Genomic DNA, 17,972 nt, shown 5'->3' with positions numbered 1-17,972 from the left:
GCAACACCCGATGCCGGCGATCAGTCCAGCAGATCGGGCTGTTCCTTGACGATGCGCGCGTACAGCGGCTGGAACTGGAACCAGCCCGCCTGCGCAGTGCCGACGATCGAGAACGCCTGGCGCGCGGCCGCGTCGGAAATGACTTTCAGGGGCGCCTGCGTGCGCGCCGCGGCGGCTTCGGCCAGCAGTTGCACCTGGCACGAACGCTCCATGGTGATGAACCACCACGCGGCCTCGTCGACGGTCTTGCCGACCGTCAGCAGGCCATGGTTCTGCAGGATCGCGGCCTTGCTCTGCCCGAGCGCGTTGGCGATGCGCTGGCCTTCGTCAAGCTCCACCACCACGCCGCCGAAATCGTCGTAGACCGCGTGGTCGTTGTAGAACGCGCACACGTCCTGCGTCAGCGCATCGAGCGGGCGGCCCAGCGTCGACCAGGCGCGGCCATAGGTGCTGTGCGAGTGCGCGGCGGCGACCGCGTCGGGCCGGGTCTGGTGCACGCGGGAATGGATCGCGAAGGCCGCGGCGTTGACCGGGTAATCGCCCTCCACCACGTCGCCGTGGTGATCGCAGCGGATCAGGTTGGAGACCTTGACCTGGCTGAAATGCACGCCGAAGGGATTGACCCAGAAGGTGTCGGTGAACTCGGGATCGCGCGCCGTGATGTGGCCGGCCACGCCTTCATCGAAGCCGAATTTCGAGAACAGGCGGAAGGCGGCGGCCACGCGCTGCTTGCGGTGCAGCCGCTCTTCGGCGGCGGTGGCAAACTGCGGCGGCCGCGGCAGGTTGCGGTAGCGGGCCTTGACCTCTTCAGGCAGGCCGGCGCCGATCTCGTCATCGGTTGCCTGGGGAACTTGCTGGACTTGCGGAACTTGCGGGGCATTCATGGGTGTCTCCTCCTCTTGTATTGCCTGCGTTGTCCTGCCCGGCAAACCCGTGGGGACACGGGGGTGCCGGTGCTGCGCTCAGACCAGCCTGACCAGCTGCTTGCCGAAGTTCTTGCCCTTGAGCAGGCCCATGAAGGCTTCCGGCGCGCTGGCCAGGCCTTCGGCGATGCTCTCGCGGAACTTCAGCTTGCCCTGCGCAACCGCGGTGCCCAGCTCCTTCAGCGCCTGCGGCCACACGTCCATATGCTCGGAGACGATAAAGCCCTCGATCGTCAGGCGCGAGACCAGGATCAGCTGCGGATTCTTCAGCGGCAGCGGCTGGCCGTCATAGCCGGCGATCATGCCGCACATGGCGATGCGGCCGAAGGCGTTCATGCGCGACAGCACCGCGTCGAAGATCTCGCCGCCGACGTTTTCAAAATAGCCATCGATGCCGTCGGGCGTGGCTTCCTTGAGCATGGTGTAGAGCTCCTTGGGATCCTTCGCCGCCTTGTAGTCGATACAGGCGTCGAACCCCAGCTCATTGACCACGTAGTCGCACTTGTCCTTGCCGCCGGCAAAGCCAACCGCGCGGCAGCCCGCCAGCTTGGCCAGCTGGCCAACCACGCTGCCGACCGCGCCCGACGCGGCGCTGACCGCGATGGTCCCGCCCGCCTTGGGCTGGATGATCTTGTTCAGGCCATACCATGCGGTCACGCCCGGCATGCCGACCGAGCCCAGGTAGGCCGACAGCGGAATATGCGTGGTATCGACGGGCTGCAGGCCGGTGCCGTCGCTGACACCCATTTCCTGCCAGCCGAACATCCCGACGACCTTGTCGCCCGGCTTGAACTTGCTGTTCTTGCTCTCCACCACTTCACCAACGGTGCCGCCGATCATCACCTCGTTGAGCGGCTGCGGCGCGGCGTACGACTTGCTGTCGTTCATGCGCCCGCGCATATACGGGTCGAGCGACAGGTAGTGGTTGCGCACCAGCACCTGGCCGTTGGCGATCTGCGGCACGGGCACTTCTTCCAGCCGGAAATTGGCCGGCGTCACCGCGCCCTCGGGACGCGAGGCCAGGACGATGCGCTTGAACGTGTTGGACATGGTCGGGTTCCTTCCAATGGGAGATGGAAACTGCATGGAAACTGCTAAAGCGGGGCGTGATCCGCCCCGCATGTCCTGGCGCCGGCGCTCAGCCGTCGGCGCCGGTATCGGTTTCGCCCGGGCGCTGCGGCGGCATGCGCCGGATGTACTTGAACGTGCCCGAGCCGCGCGCCACGGTCTTGCCCTCGGCATCGACGATCTCGGCCTCGCAGAACACCATGGTGGTGGTGCGATGCACGGTGGTGCCGCGCGCGGTCAGTTGGCCACGGCCCGGCGCCATGAAGCTGCTCTTCATCTCGATGGTGACCACGCCGCGGCCATCGGCATCGCTGCTGCGGCCGGCCACCGCCATGGCCACGTCGAGCAGCGTCATGATCACGCCGCCGTGGGCCATGTCCCAGCTGTTCTGGTGACGCTTTTCAACCGGCAGCGAAATCTCGCTGCGCCCGCCCTCTGCGACAGTGCAGGTCACGCCGAGGTCGGCAAGGAACGGGATATGGCTCAGGGAGCCGGTGTACTGGTTCATGGCAATGCGAGTGGAAGTGGGGGTTGGAGAGGCGCCGGTGGCAGCTTGCCCGCCGGCGCCGATCCCGCATTATTGCCGCAAACGCAGGCTGTCGCTCAGACTGCGCTCACGCCGCCGTCGACCGCCAGGATCTGCCCGGTGATGTGCTTGCCGGCATCGCTGGCGAACAGCAGCGCCGCGCCCTTCAGGTCTTCGTCGTCGCCCAGGCGGTGCAGCGGCACGCCGGCGCACATCGCATCGACGCCCATGCGCTCCAGCGAGCCCTTGGTCATCTTGGACGGGAAGAAGCCCGGTGCCAGCGCGTTGACGGTGATGTTGTGCTCGCCCCACTCGCCCGCCAGCGTGCGGGTGAAGTTGACCACGGCGCCCTTGGAGGTGTTGTAGGCGATGGTGTCCATCGACCCCGGCGGATTACCGGCCAGGCCAGCGATCGACGCCACGTTGATGATGCGGCCATAGCGGCGCGGGATCATCGACAGCTTGCCGATGCGCTGGCTCAGCAGGAACAGGCCGCGGATGTTCAGGTTCATCACCTTGTCCCACGCCTCCACGGGATGGTCTTCCGCCGGCGCACCCCAGGTGGCGCCGGCGTTGTTGACCAGGATGTCGACGTGGCCAAGCCTGGCGATGGCTTCGTCGGCCAGGCGTGCGATCTCGGACTCCTGCGAGCCGTCGGCGGCGATCCAGTCGGCCTCGATACCCAGGCCCTTCAGGTGTTCCTGCGCCGCGCGCAGTTCGTCGGCCTTGCGCGCCGACAGCACGATACGCGCGCCCTGCTCGCCCAGTGCCTCGGCGATCTGCAGGCCAAGGCCGCGCGAGCCGCCGGTGATCAGTGCGGTCTTGCCCTTCAGGTCAAACAGTTGCTGGATGGTGCGCATGTGTCTCTTCCTTGGTTGTCTTTGAATCAGTAGTAATCGGTCAGAACCAGAGGTCAGAACCACGCGTCCTGCATGTCCAGCGTGGTGCGGTCGAGCGACGCCAGCAGGTCGAACTGAGGGCCGACCCTGGGCAACTCGAAGCGGAAGAAGTACGCCGCCGCGGCCAGCTTGCCGCGATAGAAGTCCTGGTCTTCCTTGCCGCTCGCCTGCGCCAGCGCGGCTTGCGCCAGCAGTGCCTGCTCCAGCCAGATCCACGCGACCACCACATGCCCGAAGGCTTCCAGGTAGACCGACGCGTTGGCCAGCGTCACGTTGGAATCGCCGGCGCTCCACAGCGTCTGGGTCACTTCGGCCAGGCGCTGCGTTGCGGCGCCAAGCGCGCGCGCCTGCCCCGCCAGCTCGGCATCGTCCGCGGCCAGCGCGCGGCCGATGGTGGCCTGCACGCGCTCGCCCAGCAGCTTGAACGCGGCGCCATCCTTCATCACCACCTTGCGGCCCAGCAGGTCCAGGCCCTGGATACCGTGCGTGCCTTCGTGGATGGGGTTCAGGCGGTTGTCGCGGTAGAACTGCTCGACGTTGTATTCGCGGGTATAGCCGTAGCCGCCATGCACCTGGATCGCCAGGTTGTTGGCCTCCAGGCACCATTGCGACGGCCAGCTCTTGGCTATCGGGGTCAGGATGTCGAGCAGCAGCGCCAGGCGCGCGTGCGCTTCCTGGTCACCGGCGGTGGCAGCGGCTTCTTCTTCGTCAACCAGCCGCGCGCAATACAGGTTCAGCGCCAGGCCACCCTCGACATAGCTCTTCTGCGCCAGCAGCATGCGGCGGATATCGGCGTGCTCGACCAGCTTCACCTGCGGGCTGGCGGCGTCCTTGCCGCCGGGGCCGACGGGGCGGCCTTGCGGACGGTTGCGCGCATAGTCGAGCGCATGCAGATAGCCGGTATAGCCCAGCATCACCGCGCCCAGGCCCACGCCGATGCGCGCCTCGTTCATCATGTGGAACATGCAGGCCAGGCCCTTGTGCGCCTCGCCCACCAGGTAGCCGATCGCACCGGCCTTGCCTCCCGGCTTGTACTTCATGCCCTCGCCGAAGTTCAGCAGGCAGTTGGTGGTGCCGCGGTAGCCCATCTTGTGGTTCAGGCCGGCCAGCACCACGTCGTTGTGCTCGCCCAGAGAGCCGTCCTCGTTGACCAGGTACTTGGGCACGATAAACAGCGAGATACCCTTCACGCCCGGGATCAGCTTGCCGTCCGGGCCGGGGATCTTGGCCAGCACCAGGTGGACGATGTTGTCCGAAAGCTCGTGCTCGCCGGCGGAAATCCACATCTTGTTGCCGCGCAGGCGATATTGCGCGCCCAGCGGCGATTCGCCCTCGTACTCGGCGCGCGTCGTGATATCCGACAGCGACGAGCCGGCCTGCGGCTCCGACAGGCACATGGTGCCGAAGAAGCGCCCTTCCATCTCCGGCTTGACGAAGGTCTCGACCTGCATCGGCGTACCGTGCGTCAGCAGCAGGTTGGCGTTGCCGATGGTCAGGAAGGGATAGGAACTGGTGCCAACGTTGGCGCCCTTGAAGTAGGCGAAGCCGGCCTTTTCCACGACTACCGGCAGCTGCATGCCGCCCAGCTCGTAATCCTGGCCGGCGGCCATCAGGCCGGCCTCGCAGAAGGCCTTCAGCGCGGTGCCGACCTCGGGGATGATGGTGACGGTGTCGCCGTCGAATTCGGGTTCCTGCTGGTCGTTCTTCTTGTTGTGCGGCGCGAACAGGTCGGCGGCGATCTTCTCGCAAGTGTCCAGCGCGGCGTCGAACGTCTCGCGCGAGTGGTCGGCATAGCGCGGGATGCGGGTCAGCTCGTCGACCTTGAGCCATTCGTACAGAATGAAGTTCAGGTCGCGGCGGGAAAGGATCATCGACATGGTGTCTCCATGCGGCGCACTGCGGTGGCGCGGCCGCGATTTTCTTGTTGGCTTCTTGTGCTGACCGCGGGGCTCTAAGACGAATCGCGTGGGTGCTCCCTCTCCAGCTTGCGGGAGAGGGTTGGGGAGAGGGCCGGCGGGGCGACGAAGTAAAGCGCGTTGGTGTGCCAGCGCCTGCCCTCTCCCCCGGCCCCTCTCCCGCAGGCGGGAGAGGGGAGCAAACCAGCGGTCTGCCGTTACAGGACCTCGAACAACCCAGCCGCGCCCTGGCCGCCGCCGATGCACATGGTCACCACCACGTACTTCACGCCACGGCGCTTGCCTTCGATCAGCGCATGGCCAACCAGGCGCGCACCCGACACGCCGTACGGGTGGCCCACCGCGATGGCGCCACCGTTGACGTTGAGGCGGTCCATCGGGATGCCCAGCTTGTCGGCGCAGTACAGCACCTGCACGGCGAAGGCCTCGTTCAGCTCCCACAGGCCGATGTCTTCGACCTTCAGGCCAGCCTTCTTCAGCAGCTTGGGCACCGCGAAGACGGGACCGATGCCCATCTCGTCCGGCTCGCAACCGGCCACGGCAAAGCCGCGGAACACGCCGAGCGGCTGCAGGCCCCTGGCCTCGGCCACGCGCGCGTTCATCACCACGGCCGCCGAAGCACCATCCGAGAACTGCGAGGCATTGCCCGCGGTGATCACGCCACCCGGCACCGCGCTGCGGATCTTGGCCACGCCTTCCAGCGTGGTGTCGGCGCGGATGCCTTCGTCGGCGGAGATCGTGACTTCCCTGGTCACCAGCTGGCCGGTGGACTTGTCGGCGACGCCGGCGAGCACCGTCATCGGCACGATCTCGTCCTTGAACTTGCCGGCTTCCTGCGCGGCGGCGGCGCGTTGCTGGCTGCGCACGCCGTATTCGTCCTGGCGCTCCTTCGCGATGTTGTAGCGCTTGGCCACGTTCTCGGCGGTCTGCAGCATGTTCCAGTAGATTTCCGGCTTGTTCTTCACCAGCCAGCTTTCCTGGACCATGTGGCGGTTCATTTCCTGCTGCACGCAGGAGATGCTTTCCACGCCGCCGGCGACGAAGATGTCGCCCTCATCGGCGATCACGCGCTGCGCGGCCATGGCGATGGTCTGCAGGCCCGACGAGCAGAAGCGGTTGACGGTGGCACCGGGCACGGTGACCGGGCAGCCGGCGCGCAGTGCGATCTGGCGCGCGATATTGGCACCGGTGGCACCTTCCGGGTTGGCGCAGCCCATCAGCACGTCTTCCACTTCGGCGGCGTCGATCTTGGCGCGGGCGATGGCGTGCTCGACGGCATGACCACCCAGCGTGGCGCCGTGGGTCATGTTGAAGGCGCCCTTCCAGCTCTTGGCCAGCGCGGTACGTGCGGTGGATACGATGACTGCTTCGTTCATGTGTTGCTCCTCGGAATCTCTTGTGTCTTTCAGTTCGGTGGTTCGGTTCAGCCCTGGCCCTCAAGCCCCATTCAGCACATCGGCGGACATGACACGTGCAACGCCGGCGGCGCCGAGGTCCTGCCATGCCTGCGCCAGCGACCCTTGCAGGTCGATGGCGCGGCATGCATCCTCGATCACCGCGGCCTCGAAGCCCGCGGCGCGCGCATCGAGCGCGCTCCATGCCACGCAGTAGTCCGTCGCCAGCCCGGCGCAGAACACGCGCTTCACGCCATGCTCGCGCAGGTAGCCGGCCAGCCCGGTGCGCGTGGTGCGGTCCGCCTCAAGGAAAGCGGAGTAGCTGTCCACGTCGGCGTGGTGGCCCTTGCGGATCACCAGCCGTGCCTGCGGCACGTGCAGGCCCGCATGCAGCGCGGCGCCGGGCGTGTCCTGCACGCAGTGCACCGGCCACAGCACCTGCTCGCCATACGGCAGCGCGAGCATCTGGAACGGCTGCGTGCCGGCATGGTTGGCCGCGAACGAAACGTGCGCGGCCGGATGCCAGTCCTGCGTCACCACCACGTGCCCGAACGCGCGTGCCAGCCGGTTGATGACGGGCACCACTTCATCGCCGTTGGGCACGGCAAGCGCGCCGCCAGGCATGAAGTCGTTCTGCACGTCGATCACCAGCAGGCAATCGTCAGGTCCGATGGTGGTGTTCAACTCAGCTCCGGGCTGAACCCTCGTGGCGTATTAACCGTTAAAGCCCTTGCCCTCGTCCGCCAGCTTCTGCAGCAGCGGCGCGACCTGCCAGGCTTCACCGTGGTAGCCCTTGGCGTAGCGCTTCATTGCCAGCGCCACGTTGTACAGGCCGACCTGGTCCGCGTACAGCATCGGGCCGCCGCGGAACAGCGGGAAGCCGTAGCCGGTCAGGTACACCATGTCGATATCCGAGGCCTTGGAAGCAATGCCCTCTTCCAGGATCTTGGCGCCTTCGTTGACCAGCGCGAACACCAGGCGCTCGACGATCTCTTCATCAGAGATCTTGCGGCGCGTGATGCCCAGGTCCTTCGAGTGCTGCACGATCATGTCGTTGACCTGCTGGTTCGGGTACGGCTTGCGGTCGCCCGCCTTGTAGTCGTACCAGCCCGCGCCGGTCTTCTGGCCGTAACGGCCCATCTCGCACAGCAGGTCGGCGGTCTTGGAGTACTGGATCTCCGGCTTGTCCACGGCGCGGCGCTTGCGGATGGCCCAGCCGATGTCGTTGCCGGCCAGGTCGCCCATGCGGAACGGGCCCATGGCAAAGCCGAACTTCTCGATGGCCTTGTCCACCTGCTCCGGCAGCGCGCCTTCATCCAGCAGGTAGCCGGCCTGGCGGCTGTACTGCTCGATCATGCGGTTGCCGATAAAGCCGTCGCACACGCCCGACACCACCGCGGTCTTCTTGATCTTCTTGCCGATCTGCATGACCGTGGCCAGCACGTCCTTGCCGGTCTTCTCGCCACGCACCACTTCCAGCAACTTCATCACGTTGGCCGGGCTGAAGAAGTGCATGCCGACCACGTCCTGCGGACGCTTGGTGAACGAGGCGATCTTGTTGACGTCCAGCGTGGAGGTGTTCGAAGCCAGGATTGCGCCCTGCTTCATCACTTCGTCCAGCTTCTTGAAGACGATTTCCTTGACGCCCATTTCCTCGAACACGGCCTCGATGACCATGTCGGCGTCCTTGATCTCGTCATAGGACAGCGTGGTGCTCAGCAGGCCCATGCGCTGCTCGACCTTCTCCTGCGTGAGCTTGCCCTTCCTGGCGCTGTTTTCGTAATTCTTGCGGATGATGCCGACGCCGCGGTCCAGCGCTTCCTGCTTGGTTTCCAGGATGGTGACCGGGATGCCCGCGTTCAGGAAATTCATGCTGATGCCGCCGCCCATCGTGCCGGCGCCGATCACGGCAACCTTCTCGATCTTGCGCACGGGGGTGCCTTCGGGCACGTCGGGGATCTTGCTGGCGGCACGCTCGCCAAAGAAGGCGTGGCGCAGCGCGCGCGATTCCGGCGTGGTCACCAGGAACAGGAAGCCCTCGCGCTCTTCCTTCAGGCCTTGCTCGAACGGCTTGAGCGAGCCGGCCACCGCTTCCAGGCACTTCAGCGGCGCCGGGAAGTTCCTGGCCATCGCGGCCACGGTGTTGCGGGCAAAGCCGAGGTAGCCTTCCGGGTTCTCGTGGCGCACCTTCAGGTCGCGCACCTTCGGATGCGGGCCGTTGGCGGCGCCGACGTTCTGCGCGAACTTGACCGCTGCGGGCAGCACGTCACCGTCGACGATCTCGTCGAACAGCTTGGTGCCGGCGAACTTCTCGGACAGCACCGGGGTGCCCGACACGATCATGTTGGCGGCGGCCTCCAGGCCGATCACGCGCGGCAGGCGCTGCGTGCCGCCGGCACCGGGCAGCAGGCCCAGCTTCACTTCCGGCAGCGCGATCTGCGCGCCCTTGGACGCCACGCGGTAGTTACAGCCCAGCGCCAGTTCCAGGCCGCCACCCATGGCGACCGAGTGCACGGCGGCGATAACCGGCTTGGACGACGCCTCCAGCACGCGGATCACCGAGTGCAGGGTCGGCTCCTGCATGGCCTTGGGGGTATTGAATTCACGGATATCGGCGCCGCCCGAGAATGCCTTGCCGGCGCCGGTGATGACGATGGCCTTGACGGCGGCATCGTCCAGCGCACGGGTCATGCCTTCGACGATGCCAAGACGGGTGCTGTGACCCAGGCCGTTGACAGGGGGATTGTCGAGCGTGATGACGGCTACGCCGTCCTGAACCTGATACTGCGCTGTCATGCTGGTTCCTTTTACAGAAGTTTGTCTCGGGATTCGAATTCTCGAATTATTGTTTTGCTGCTGGGTGCGGGCGCGGTTGGCACAGGGTTAACCCGCCGCGGTTGCTGCTTGCCACAAGCCCTCCGGGGCTTGGGCGAAACAAGCATACACAAAATAGCACGGTCGTTCAATTTCAATTTGGAGGCTTCCCATGCGGAATAAGCCGCACGCATTGCGCCCCTTATCGGCGTGCATGACGTCCGCCATCCGGACGCCGAAAACGCCATAGCGCCGCGCTGCTCGATGGCGCCCGATGCACTTCCGGCTTTGTACCGAAGGCTGGCTCTAAGCAGTATGCGACTTTATTTGGGAGCCCGGCACAGGCCGCGGCCGTGAGTGAGCGCGTCACGCCGGAAAGCAAAAAACCGCGGCCCCGGCATCAGCCGGAGCACGCGGTTTTCATTGGGTGGCGGCGTCAGCCGTTCAGGCTGACTTGCGCCCTTGTCAGAACTTGAAGTTGGCCGTCAGCATCCCGAACCGGCCCGCACCCAGCCCACCGTAGTGGTTATGCGCCTTGGTGTAGTAGGTCTTGTCAAACAGGTTCTGCACATTCAGCTGCAGCGACAGGTTCTTGTTGACGCGATACGCGGCCATCAGGTCAAAGCGCCAGTATGAAGGCACGTACAGCGAGTTGGCCGGATTGGCATAGAGCTTGTCGACGTAGTACGCACCACCGCCAACCGTCAGCGCCGGCAGCACCTGGTAGGTGGTCCACAGGCTGAAGCTGTTCTTCGGCGTATTCGGGAACTGGTTGCCGTTGTTGGCCGCATTGGCGGCTTGCGGGCCATTGTCGATCAGTTCGCTGTTCAGGTACGTATAGCCGCCGAACAGACCCCACTTGTCAGTCAGGTTACCGGCAAAGCCCAGCTCGAAGCCCTTCACGCGCTGCTTGCCCGCATTGACCGTGGTGTTGGCATCGACCGCCACGCGCGCATTGTTCTTCTCGATCTGGAAGATCGCACCAGTCAGCGACAGGCGCCTGGCCAGCAGATCCCACTTGGTGCCGATTTCCACCGAACGCGCGGTTTCCGGCTCCAGGTTGCGCTGCGCCGCCGTGATGTTGTCGGCGCCGTCACCGTTGGTCGAACCCGGCGGCGTCGACGAGGTGCCGTACGACACGTAGATGCTGCCGTACTCGACCGGCTTGTAGACCACGCCGGCCTGGTAGTTGAAGAAGTTCGACTTGTTGCGAATGTCCACCTGCGCCACTGCCGCGCCGGTATTCGGGTTGGTGTAGGCGTTGGTGAAGGCGTGCGTGTCGTAGCTGTCGTAGCGAACGCCACCGTTGACCATCCACTGCTTGGTGATCTCGACCGTATCGAACAGGTAGACCGAGCGCGTATTGGTGGTGGTGTTGGTGGTGAACGGCATCTTGGTGATGCTGCCGCGCCACGGGTCGTTCGGGTTCGGGTTGGCCAGGGACGTGCAGTCGAAGCTCGCCACCAGCGATGCGTTGCAAATGCCCGGCACCGTCGGCACAGCGGCCGTGGGATTGGAAGCAGGATTTGCCGACAGAACGTTATATGGCGTGTTGTTGGTATCGTCGCGGCTGAACTCGAAGCCAAACAGCACGCTGTGCTTCAGGCTGCCGGTCTCGAACTTGGCCGTCAGGTCGGTCTGGTTGGTCAGCGTCTCGGTGGCCGAGTCGCGGTTCTTGGTGTTGCGCCAGACAAAGCCGCGCGGCACGTTGCCGCGGCTGTCGTCAGGGTTGGTGACGATGTAGTCGTTGGTGGCGCGGCCCCAGCGCGTGGTGTTGCTGAACACCAGGCCGTTGCGGAAATCATGCTGGACGGTGGCCGTGGCGATATCGCTCTGCGTCTTCTGGAAGTCGCGGTCGGTCAGGCCGTAGAAGTTGTTGCGGTTGACGTTTGCCGGCTGCGACGGATTGGCCTTGGTCGACTGGCTGGCAGGGCGCGAGTACGGAATGCTGTAGTCCGGCATGCCGTTGCCCTGCAGGTGGTAGTAGGACAGCGTGACCTTCGTATCGGACTTCATGCCGAACGTCACCGACGGCGCGAAGCCCCAGGAATTCTGGTCGACTTCATTGCGGCCCGGCACGTTGGCGGTGTACCCCAGCGCATTCAGGCGCACGGCGGTATTGTCGTTGATCACGTAGTTGCCGTCGGCCGTGGCGCGGAAGTAAGAGTCCGTGCCCACGCCGATCGAGCCCTGCGCGAAGTTCTCGGCCTGGGGCAGCTTCGACACGATATTGATCATGCCGCCGGCCGAGCCCTTGCCGCCGAAGGCCGAGCTGGGGCCCTTGATGACTTCGATGCTTTCGATGTTGAAGGTGTCGCGGGTCTGCGACGCAGTATCGCGCACGCCGTCGACATAGATGCTCGACATCGAGTCAAAACCGCGGATGAAAGGACGGTCGCCAATCGGGTTGCCGCCTTCGCCGGCGCCGAAGGTGATGCCCGGCGTGGTACGCAGCGCGTCCTGCAGCGAGTTGGAGCCCGATTGCTGGATCACCTCGGCCGGCACCACGGTCACCGACTTGGGCGTGTCGAGCAGCGGCGCGGTGAACTTGGGCGACTGCGCCTCTTCCACCTTGTAGCCGTCTTCGCGCTTGCTGGTCACGGTAACCCGTTCCAGCGTCACCGGCGCGGCCTGGCCCGCGGCGACGACGACAGGCTGGCTCTCCTGCGCCGATGCACCCTGCATGGCAAACGCTGCGACGGCGCCCGCGAGCGCAGCGGCGAGCGGGGTCAATTCAAACGACTTCTGGTTTCCTTTCACGGCCTTGCCTTCCCTGTGTTGTCTTGTAGTTCTTGACGCGAACAAGCGTGGTCAATGAAGACAAGCCCAAGGAAGCACTACCACTGTCGCCCGTGAATCAAGTCATCCATCCCCGGCGGGCGATTATAGGGATGTAGGAATCGAAGTACAAATGCGAATCATTCCCAGTGCAGAATTAAGACAGATTTACAACAGTGTTACAAAGCGGCTTGTCAGCAGCAAAAGAGGTGGAGCACTCAGCTGTTTCGCCGAGGGCTGCCGCGAAAGGCGACCATCAAGCCACTTTCGGCACATCCTGCAGGGAAAACATGAAGTGAAGCCGACGCCACGAGGATGCGCGGCCCCGGCCGAAGCGCTTAAACCTCCAGCCACTCCTTCCGGATCTGCGAATTCGCCTTGAGCTCGCCGGGCGTGCCCTCGAACACGATGTGCCCGTGTCCCATGACATAGACCCGCTGCGAGATATCCAGCGCAATCGCCAGCTTCTGCTCGATCAGCAGTACGGAGATGCCCCGCTCCTTCAGCGTCTTGAGGTAGTCGCCCACCAGCGTCACGATCATCGGCGCCAGCCCTTCGGTGGGCTCGTCGATCAGCACCAGGTCGGGATCGCCCATCAGCGTGCGGCACAGCGTCAGCATCTGCTGCTCGCCGCCGGACAACACGCCCGCGGCGGTGTTCTCGCGCTCCCTGAGCCGGGGGAACATATTGAACATGTCCTCCACCGACCAGCGCGGCTTGGGCTGCCGCGGATTGCGCTTCTCGCCCAGCAGCAGGTTCTGCCGCACCGTCAGCGTCGGGAAGATATCCCGGTTCTCCGGCACATAGCCGATGCCGAGGTGCGCGATCTCGAACGTGCGCCGCCCCAGGATCTCCTCGCCGCGGAACTTCACCGAGCCCTCGGCCTTGACCATGCCGAGGATGGCCTTGGCCATGGTCGACCGCCCCACCCCGTTGCGCCCCAGCAGCGCGACAATCTCGCCTTCGCCGATATGCGCATCGACGCCATGCAGGATATGGCTCTTGCCGTAGTAGGCATGCAGGCCCGTGACTTCCAGCATCCGCTTGCCCATCAGTGCACTCCTTCGGTGGCGTCTTCGTCCAGCGTGGTTCCCAGATAGGCTTCCTTGACCTTGCGGTTGTTGCGGATCGCCTGCGGCGTATCGGTGGCGATCACCTCGCCATAGACCAGCACCGAAATCCGGTCGGCCAGCCCGAACACCACGCTCATGTCGTGCTCCACCATCACCAGCGTCTTGCCCACGGTGACCTTGCGGATCAGTTCCACCGCATGGTCGGACTCAGAGCGGCTCATGCCCGCGGTGGGCTCGTCCAGCAGGATCACCTCGGCGCCGCCGGCGATGGTGATGCCGATTTCCAGCGCGCGCTGCTCGGCGTAGGTCAGCAATCCCGCCTGCGTATTGCGCCGGTGCTGCATGCCGATCAGCTCCAGCACCTCATCAGCCCGCTCGCGCGCATCGCGCAAACCCGTCAGGCGGTGCCAGAACGAGTACTTGTACCCGAGCGACCACAGCACCGCGCAACGCAGGTTCTCGAACACCGACAGCCGGTGAAAGATATTGGTGATCTGGAAGCTGCGCGACAGCCCCATGCGGTTGATCACGAACGGCTGCAGCCCGCCGATCTCCTGCCCGTTCAGGCGCACCGTGCCGCTGGTGGGCGCGAAGCGGCCCGAGATCAGGTTGAAGGTGGTGGACTTGCCCGCCCCGTTGGGCCCGATCAGCGCATGGCGCTCGCCCTTCGGGATGCTCAGGTTCACGCCGCGGATGATCTCCGTCTGGCCGAACTTCTTGCGTACCTCGGTCAGTTCCAGTGCCGCCGTCATGCCGTGCCTCCCGCGATTTCCGCCTGCACCTTGTCCCATTCCACGCGCGCCGCGCGCACCGTCAGCCGCCATGCGGCCAGCCCCACGGCCCACATCACCGCCGCCACCAGCCATGGCGCCCACGTCGCGGCATCGAAGCCGACGCCGAACAGCTTCATGGCCGTGCCATTGGCGCTGTCGACCTGCACCTTGTAGACCAGTTCGACGGTCACGATCATCGCCAGCAGCAGCACCACGCCGGCCGCGCCCGCCTTGGCGTAGGACGGCAGCATCCGGCGCAGCTTGCCCTTTGCCGCCAGCGGCAGCTGCATCAGCAGCAGGCTGGCCAGGCCGCCCGGCACGAACATCACCATCAGCACGAAGAACAGGCCCAGGTACAGCAGCCATGCCTTGGTCAGGTCCGACAGCGCCACCGCGAACAGCATGAACACCACCGCGCCGATGATTGGCCCGAAGAACACGCCCGCGCCGCCGATGAACACCGCCAGCAGCACGCCGCCGGAGCGCACCGCGCTGACGTTCTCGGCCGAGACGATCTCGAAGTTGATCGCCGCCAGCGCCCCCGAGATCCCGGCGAAGAACGCCGACAGGATCAGCACCAGGTAGCGCACGCGCTGGGTGTTGTAGCCGATGAACTCGACCCGCTCGGGGTTGTCGCGCACCGCGTTGGCAATGCGGCCCAGCGGCGTCTGCGTCCATGCGTACATGGCCACCATCGACACCAGGCACCACACCGCGATCAGGTAGTAGACCTGGCGCCCGGGCCCGAAGGTGAGGCCCAGGAACGGGTCCCCGACCACGCGGTTGGTGGAGATGCCGCCCTCGCCGCCGAAGAACTCGGGGAACATCAGCGAGCTGGCGAACACCATCTCGCCAATGCCCATGGTGATCATGGCAAAGGTGGTGCCGGCCTTCTTGGTGGTGACATAGCCGAAGATCACGCCGAAGAACGCGCCGGCCAGCCCGCCCACCAGCGGCAGCATCGACACCGGCAGCCATACCTTGCCGGCGCCAACCATGTTCAGCACATGCACGGCAATAAAGGCGCCCAGCCCGGAATACACCGCATGGCCGAACGACAGCATGCCGGTCTGCCCGAGCAGCATGTTGTACGACAGCGCGAAGATGACCATGATGCCCATCTGCGACATCAGCGTGATGGCGAAGCCCCCGGTAAACACCAGCGGCAGCACCAGCATGATGAGGATGGTCAGGCTCCAGATCAGCCACCGCGCCAGGTTCACCGGGCGGTAGCGCAGGGTGCGGCCGGTGACTACCGGCTCGCGGCGTTGTTGCATCGCTTGCTCCATGGTGTCAGCTCTCCCGGGTTCCCATCAGTCCACGCGGGCGGAAGATCAGCATCACCACCAGCAGCAGGTACGGCAGCACCGGCGCCACCTGGGCCACCGTGAGCTTCCACAAGGCATAGAACGGCGTGGCTTCGCTGACTGCCATGCCAAGGCTGCGCAGCAGCCCCGCGAGCGAGGCATCGATCGTGACCGCGAAAGTCTGCAGCACGCCGATCAGGATCGAGGCGATGAAGGCCCCTACCAACGACCCCATGCCGCCCACCACCGCCACCACGAACACGATCGATCCCACCGCCGCCGCCATCGACGGCTCGGTGACGAAGGCATTGCCGCCGATCACCCCGGCCAGCCCCGCCAGCGCGGCGCCGCCGCCGAACACCATCATGAAGACGCGCGGCACGTTGTGGCCCAGCGCCTCGACCATCTCCGGATGGGTGAGCGCGGCCTGGATCACCAGGCCGATGCGCGTGCGCGTCAGCACCAGGTAGATCGCCACCAGCATGCCCAGCGACACCAGCATCATGAAGGCGCGGTACTTGGGGAAGGAGGAGGTGAACACCTGGAACAGCGGCCCGTCCAGCTCGGCGGGGATGCGGTACGGCACTGCGGCCAGCCCCCACACCAGCTTGACGCCCTCTTCGATCAGGTAGGCCAGGCCGAAGGTGAACAGCAGTTCGGCCACGTGGCCATACTTGTGCACCGTGCGCAGGCCGAAGCGCTCCACCAGCGCGCCCGCCCCGGCTACCAGCAGCGGCGCGAAGATTAGCGCCGGCCAGAAGCCGACCTTGCTGGCGATGGTGTAGGCAAAGTACCCGCCCAGCATGTAGAAACTGGCGTGCGCGAAATTGAGCACGCCCATCATGCTGAAGATCAGGGTCAGGCCTGACGACAGCATGAACAGCAGCAGCCCGTAGCTGATGCCGTTGAGCAGAGAGATAACGAAGAATTCCACAGCGTGTCCTTCAAGCTGGTGCCGCCGCAGTGGGGTGCGTTGGCATCCGTCCGGTTGGATTGGGGTGAGCGTCCCCCTCCGTAGGGCGCATGGCGCCCCGGACGCTACCGCTATCGATCCAGAAAGACCGAAAGTATGCAGGATCGGGCGGCCACGCTGTCACGCTTTATCACGCTTGTCACGCTGTTTCGCGCGGCGCGTCATCGTGGCCGGCCCGAGAACTGACAGGATCAGCCCGGCCGCTTCATCTGGCAGGACGTCGGCTGCGCGGACACGTACTGGTCCATCTGCGCATTGGTCTTCCAGCCGTACCCGGTGTTCTCCTGGTCGTACTTGATGTCCTTGCCGTCGATCTTGGTCCAGGTGGCCACCACCAGCGGCTGCTGGGCCTGGTGGTCGGTGTTGCGCATCTCGACCGTGCCGTTCATGCTTTCGACCCTGATGCCTTCGAGCGCCTTGGCCACCTTGACCGGGTCGGTCGAATTGGCTTCCTTGAACGCCTTGGACAGCATGGCGATGCCGGTATAGGACGCCATCACGTAGAAGTCATCGTTGTACTTCTTCTTGAAGCCTTCGATGACATCTGCCCCCTTGAACCCCTTGTTGTTGGGGTTGTAGTAGCCCACGTACTTGACGTGCTCGGCACCGGCCGCGCCCATGGCGGTCGGCACGCCGGTGGTGCCGGCGTAGTAGGTGTAGTAGTTGGTGGTCAGGCCGGCGTCCTTGCCCGCCTTGATCAGCAGCGCCAGGTCGCTGCCCCAGTTGCCGGTGATCACGGTATCGGCGCCCGACGCCTTGATCTTGGCCGCATACGGCGCAAAGTCCTTCACTTGGGCCAGCGGGTGCAGGTCTTCACCCACGATCTGGATATCCGGGCGCTTGCGCTTCAGGTAATCCTTGGCGGCCTTGGCCACCTGGTGCCCGAACGAGTAGTTCTGGTTGATCAGGTAGACCTTCTTGACGTTGGGATCCTTAGCCAGGAAGGTGGTCAGCGCCTCCATCTTCATGTCCGAGTTGGCATCGAGCCGGAAATGCCAGTAGTTGCACTTGGCATTGGTCATGTCCGGATCCACCGCGGCATAGTTCAGGTAGACGATTTCCTTGCCGGGATTGCGCTCGTTGTGCTTGGCCACCGCGTCCTGCAGCGCCAGCCCCACAGACGAGCCGTTGCCCTGCACGATATAGCGGATGTTCTGGTCGATCGCCTGCTTCAGGATGGTCAGGCTTTCCTGCGGCGAGAGCTTGTTGTCGAAGCCCACCACCTCGAACTTGTGCGCACCGGCCCAGCCCTTCTGGTTGGCGACGTCGGCCACGTACTGCCAGCTCTTGAGCTGGTTCTGTCCAACGGGGGCCATCAGCCCCGAAAGCGGATCGATGAAGGCAATCTTCACCGTATCCGCGAGTGCCGACCCCGAAACCAGCGCAGAACCCATTGCGGCGAACACGGCCACGCTGGCCACCAGCGGACGCATCTTGGTCATACCTGTCTCCTTCACTCTTGTCGTTGGCTTGTCGATGGCTTGTCGTGGATTGCGGCCGGCCGCGTGGCGCCCCCCTGTGCGCCGCG

At 65.0% G+C, this 17,972-nt stretch carries 14 protein-coding genes; all 14 read right to left on the bottom strand.

Annotated features, from left to right (window positions below; all coding sequences use genetic code 11):
* Positions 1-20 precede the first annotated feature (20 nt).
* Positions 21-884, bottom strand: a complete 864-nt coding sequence (locus CTP10_RS06690) for a class II aldolase/adducin family protein (protein WP_116320981.1) — start codon at positions 882-884, stop codon at positions 21-23.
* A 78-nt stretch (positions 885-962) separates the two neighbouring features.
* The gene (locus tag CTP10_RS06685) at positions 963-1,973 is read right to left on the bottom strand and encodes an NADP-dependent oxidoreductase (protein WP_116320982.1); all 1,011 of its coding nucleotides are present in this window, start codon (positions 1,971-1,973) and stop codon (positions 963-965) included.
* Positions 1,974-2,061: 88 nt separating this feature from the next.
* The gene (locus CTP10_RS06680; protein ID WP_116320983.1) at positions 2,062-2,499 is read right to left on the bottom strand and encodes a PaaI family thioesterase; all 438 of its coding nucleotides are present in this window, start codon (positions 2,497-2,499) and stop codon (positions 2,062-2,064) included.
* 95 nt (positions 2,500-2,594) lie between these two features.
* Positions 2,595-3,377 carry an SDR family oxidoreductase gene (locus CTP10_RS06675; RefSeq protein WP_116320984.1) on the bottom strand — a complete coding sequence of 261 codons (783 nt, stop codon included), beginning with the start codon at positions 3,375-3,377 and terminating at the stop codon, positions 2,595-2,597.
* Positions 3,378-3,430: 53 nt separating this feature from the next.
* Positions 3,431-5,293, bottom strand: coding sequence for an acyl-CoA dehydrogenase (locus CTP10_RS06670; protein WP_116320985.1), 1,863 nt, complete (start codon positions 5,291-5,293; stop codon positions 3,431-3,433).
* A 236-nt stretch (positions 5,294-5,529) separates the two neighbouring features.
* Positions 5,530-6,708: an acetyl-CoA C-acyltransferase gene (locus tag CTP10_RS06665; RefSeq protein WP_116320986.1), complete on the bottom strand. Its 1,179-nt coding sequence runs from the start codon at positions 6,706-6,708 to the stop codon at positions 5,530-5,532.
* A gap of 60 nt (positions 6,709-6,768) precedes the next feature.
* Positions 6,769-7,410, bottom strand: coding sequence for a bifunctional nicotinamidase/pyrazinamidase (gene pncA, locus CTP10_RS06660; RefSeq protein WP_116320987.1), 642 nt, complete (start codon positions 7,408-7,410; stop codon positions 6,769-6,771).
* Positions 7,411-7,440: 30 nt separating this feature from the next.
* Positions 7,441-9,522 (bottom strand): 3-hydroxyacyl-CoA dehydrogenase NAD-binding domain-containing protein, encoded by a 2,082-nt coding sequence (locus CTP10_RS06655; protein ID WP_116320988.1) that lies wholly within the window; start codon positions 9,520-9,522, stop codon positions 7,441-7,443.
* Between the two features lie 483 nt (positions 9,523-10,005).
* Positions 10,006-12,300: a TonB-dependent receptor gene (locus tag CTP10_RS06650; protein WP_442875113.1), complete on the bottom strand. Its 2,295-nt coding sequence runs from the start codon at positions 12,298-12,300 to the stop codon at positions 10,006-10,008.
* A 356-nt stretch (positions 12,301-12,656) separates the two neighbouring features.
* On the bottom strand, positions 12,657-13,370 hold the full coding sequence (locus tag CTP10_RS06645) for an ABC transporter ATP-binding protein (RefSeq protein ID WP_116320989.1): 714 nt from the start codon (positions 13,368-13,370) through the stop codon (positions 12,657-12,659).
* Complete coding sequence (locus CTP10_RS06640) at positions 13,370-14,143, bottom strand: ABC transporter ATP-binding protein (RefSeq protein WP_116320990.1); 774 nt, start codon at positions 14,141-14,143, stop codon at positions 13,370-13,372. The genes CTP10_RS06645 and CTP10_RS06640 overlap by 1 nt, the downstream gene beginning before the upstream one ends.
* Positions 14,140-15,453 (bottom strand): ABC transporter permease subunit, encoded by a 1,314-nt coding sequence (locus CTP10_RS06635; RefSeq protein ID WP_116320991.1) that lies wholly within the window; start codon positions 15,451-15,453, stop codon positions 14,140-14,142. Before CTP10_RS06635 ends, CTP10_RS06640 begins: the two co-directional genes overlap by 4 nt.
* Before the next feature lie 4 nt (positions 15,454-15,457).
* Positions 15,458-16,405, bottom strand: coding sequence for a branched-chain amino acid ABC transporter permease (locus tag CTP10_RS06630; RefSeq protein ID WP_116320992.1), 948 nt, complete (start codon positions 16,403-16,405; stop codon positions 15,458-15,460).
* Positions 16,406-16,635: 230 nt separating this feature from the next.
* A complete protein-coding gene (locus CTP10_RS06625; RefSeq protein WP_116320993.1) occupies positions 16,636-17,886 on the bottom strand; it encodes a branched-chain amino acid ABC transporter substrate-binding protein in 1,251 nt (416 codons plus the stop codon).
* Between the last annotated feature and the right edge of the window lie 86 nt (positions 17,887-17,972).

The organism is Cupriavidus sp. P-10 (assembly GCF_003402535.2).
In the GTDB taxonomy this organism is placed as follows: Bacteria; Pseudomonadota; Gammaproteobacteria; order Burkholderiales; family Burkholderiaceae; genus Cupriavidus.
This window is presented reverse-complemented; position numbering and strand designations above follow the sequence as displayed.

What these genes read in the sequence shown, in the direction of transcription:
- CTP10_RS06625 (WP_116320993.1), bottom strand. Translation starts at nt 17,886, where the DNA reads ATGACCAAGATGCGTCCGCTGGTGGCCAGCGTGGCCGTGTTCGCCGCA.
- CTP10_RS06655 (WP_116320988.1), bottom strand. Translation starts at nt 9,522, where the DNA reads ATGACAGCGCAGTATCAGGTTCAGGACGGCGTAGCCGTCATCACGCTC.
- CTP10_RS06675 (WP_116320984.1), bottom strand. Translation starts at nt 3,377, where the DNA reads ATGCGCACCATCCAGCAACTGTTTGACCTGAAGGGCAAGACCGCACTG.
- CTP10_RS06665 (WP_116320986.1), bottom strand. Translation starts at nt 6,708, where the DNA reads ATGAACGAAGCAGTCATCGTATCCACCGCACGTACCGCGCTGGCCAAG.
- CTP10_RS06640 (WP_116320990.1), bottom strand. Translation starts at nt 14,143, where the DNA reads ATGACGGCGGCACTGGAACTGACCGAGGTACGCAAGAAGTTCGGCCAG.
- CTP10_RS06690 (WP_116320981.1), bottom strand. Translation starts at nt 884, where the DNA reads ATGAATGCCCCGCAAGTTCCGCAAGTCCAGCAAGTTCCCCAGGCAACC.
- CTP10_RS06680 (WP_116320983.1), bottom strand. Translation starts at nt 2,499, where the DNA reads ATGAACCAGTACACCGGCTCCCTGAGCCATATCCCGTTCCTTGCCGAC.
- CTP10_RS06670 (WP_116320985.1), bottom strand. Translation starts at nt 5,293, where the DNA reads ATGTCGATGATCCTTTCCCGCCGCGACCTGAACTTCATTCTGTACGAA.
- CTP10_RS06685 (WP_116320982.1), bottom strand. Translation starts at nt 1,973, where the DNA reads ATGTCCAACACGTTCAAGCGCATCGTCCTGGCCTCGCGTCCCGAGGGC.
- CTP10_RS06635 (WP_116320991.1), bottom strand. Translation starts at nt 15,453, where the DNA reads ATGGAGCAAGCGATGCAACAACGCCGCGAGCCGGTAGTCACCGGCCGC.
- CTP10_RS06645 (WP_116320989.1), bottom strand. Translation starts at nt 13,370, where the DNA reads ATGGGCAAGCGGATGCTGGAAGTCACGGGCCTGCATGCCTACTACGGC.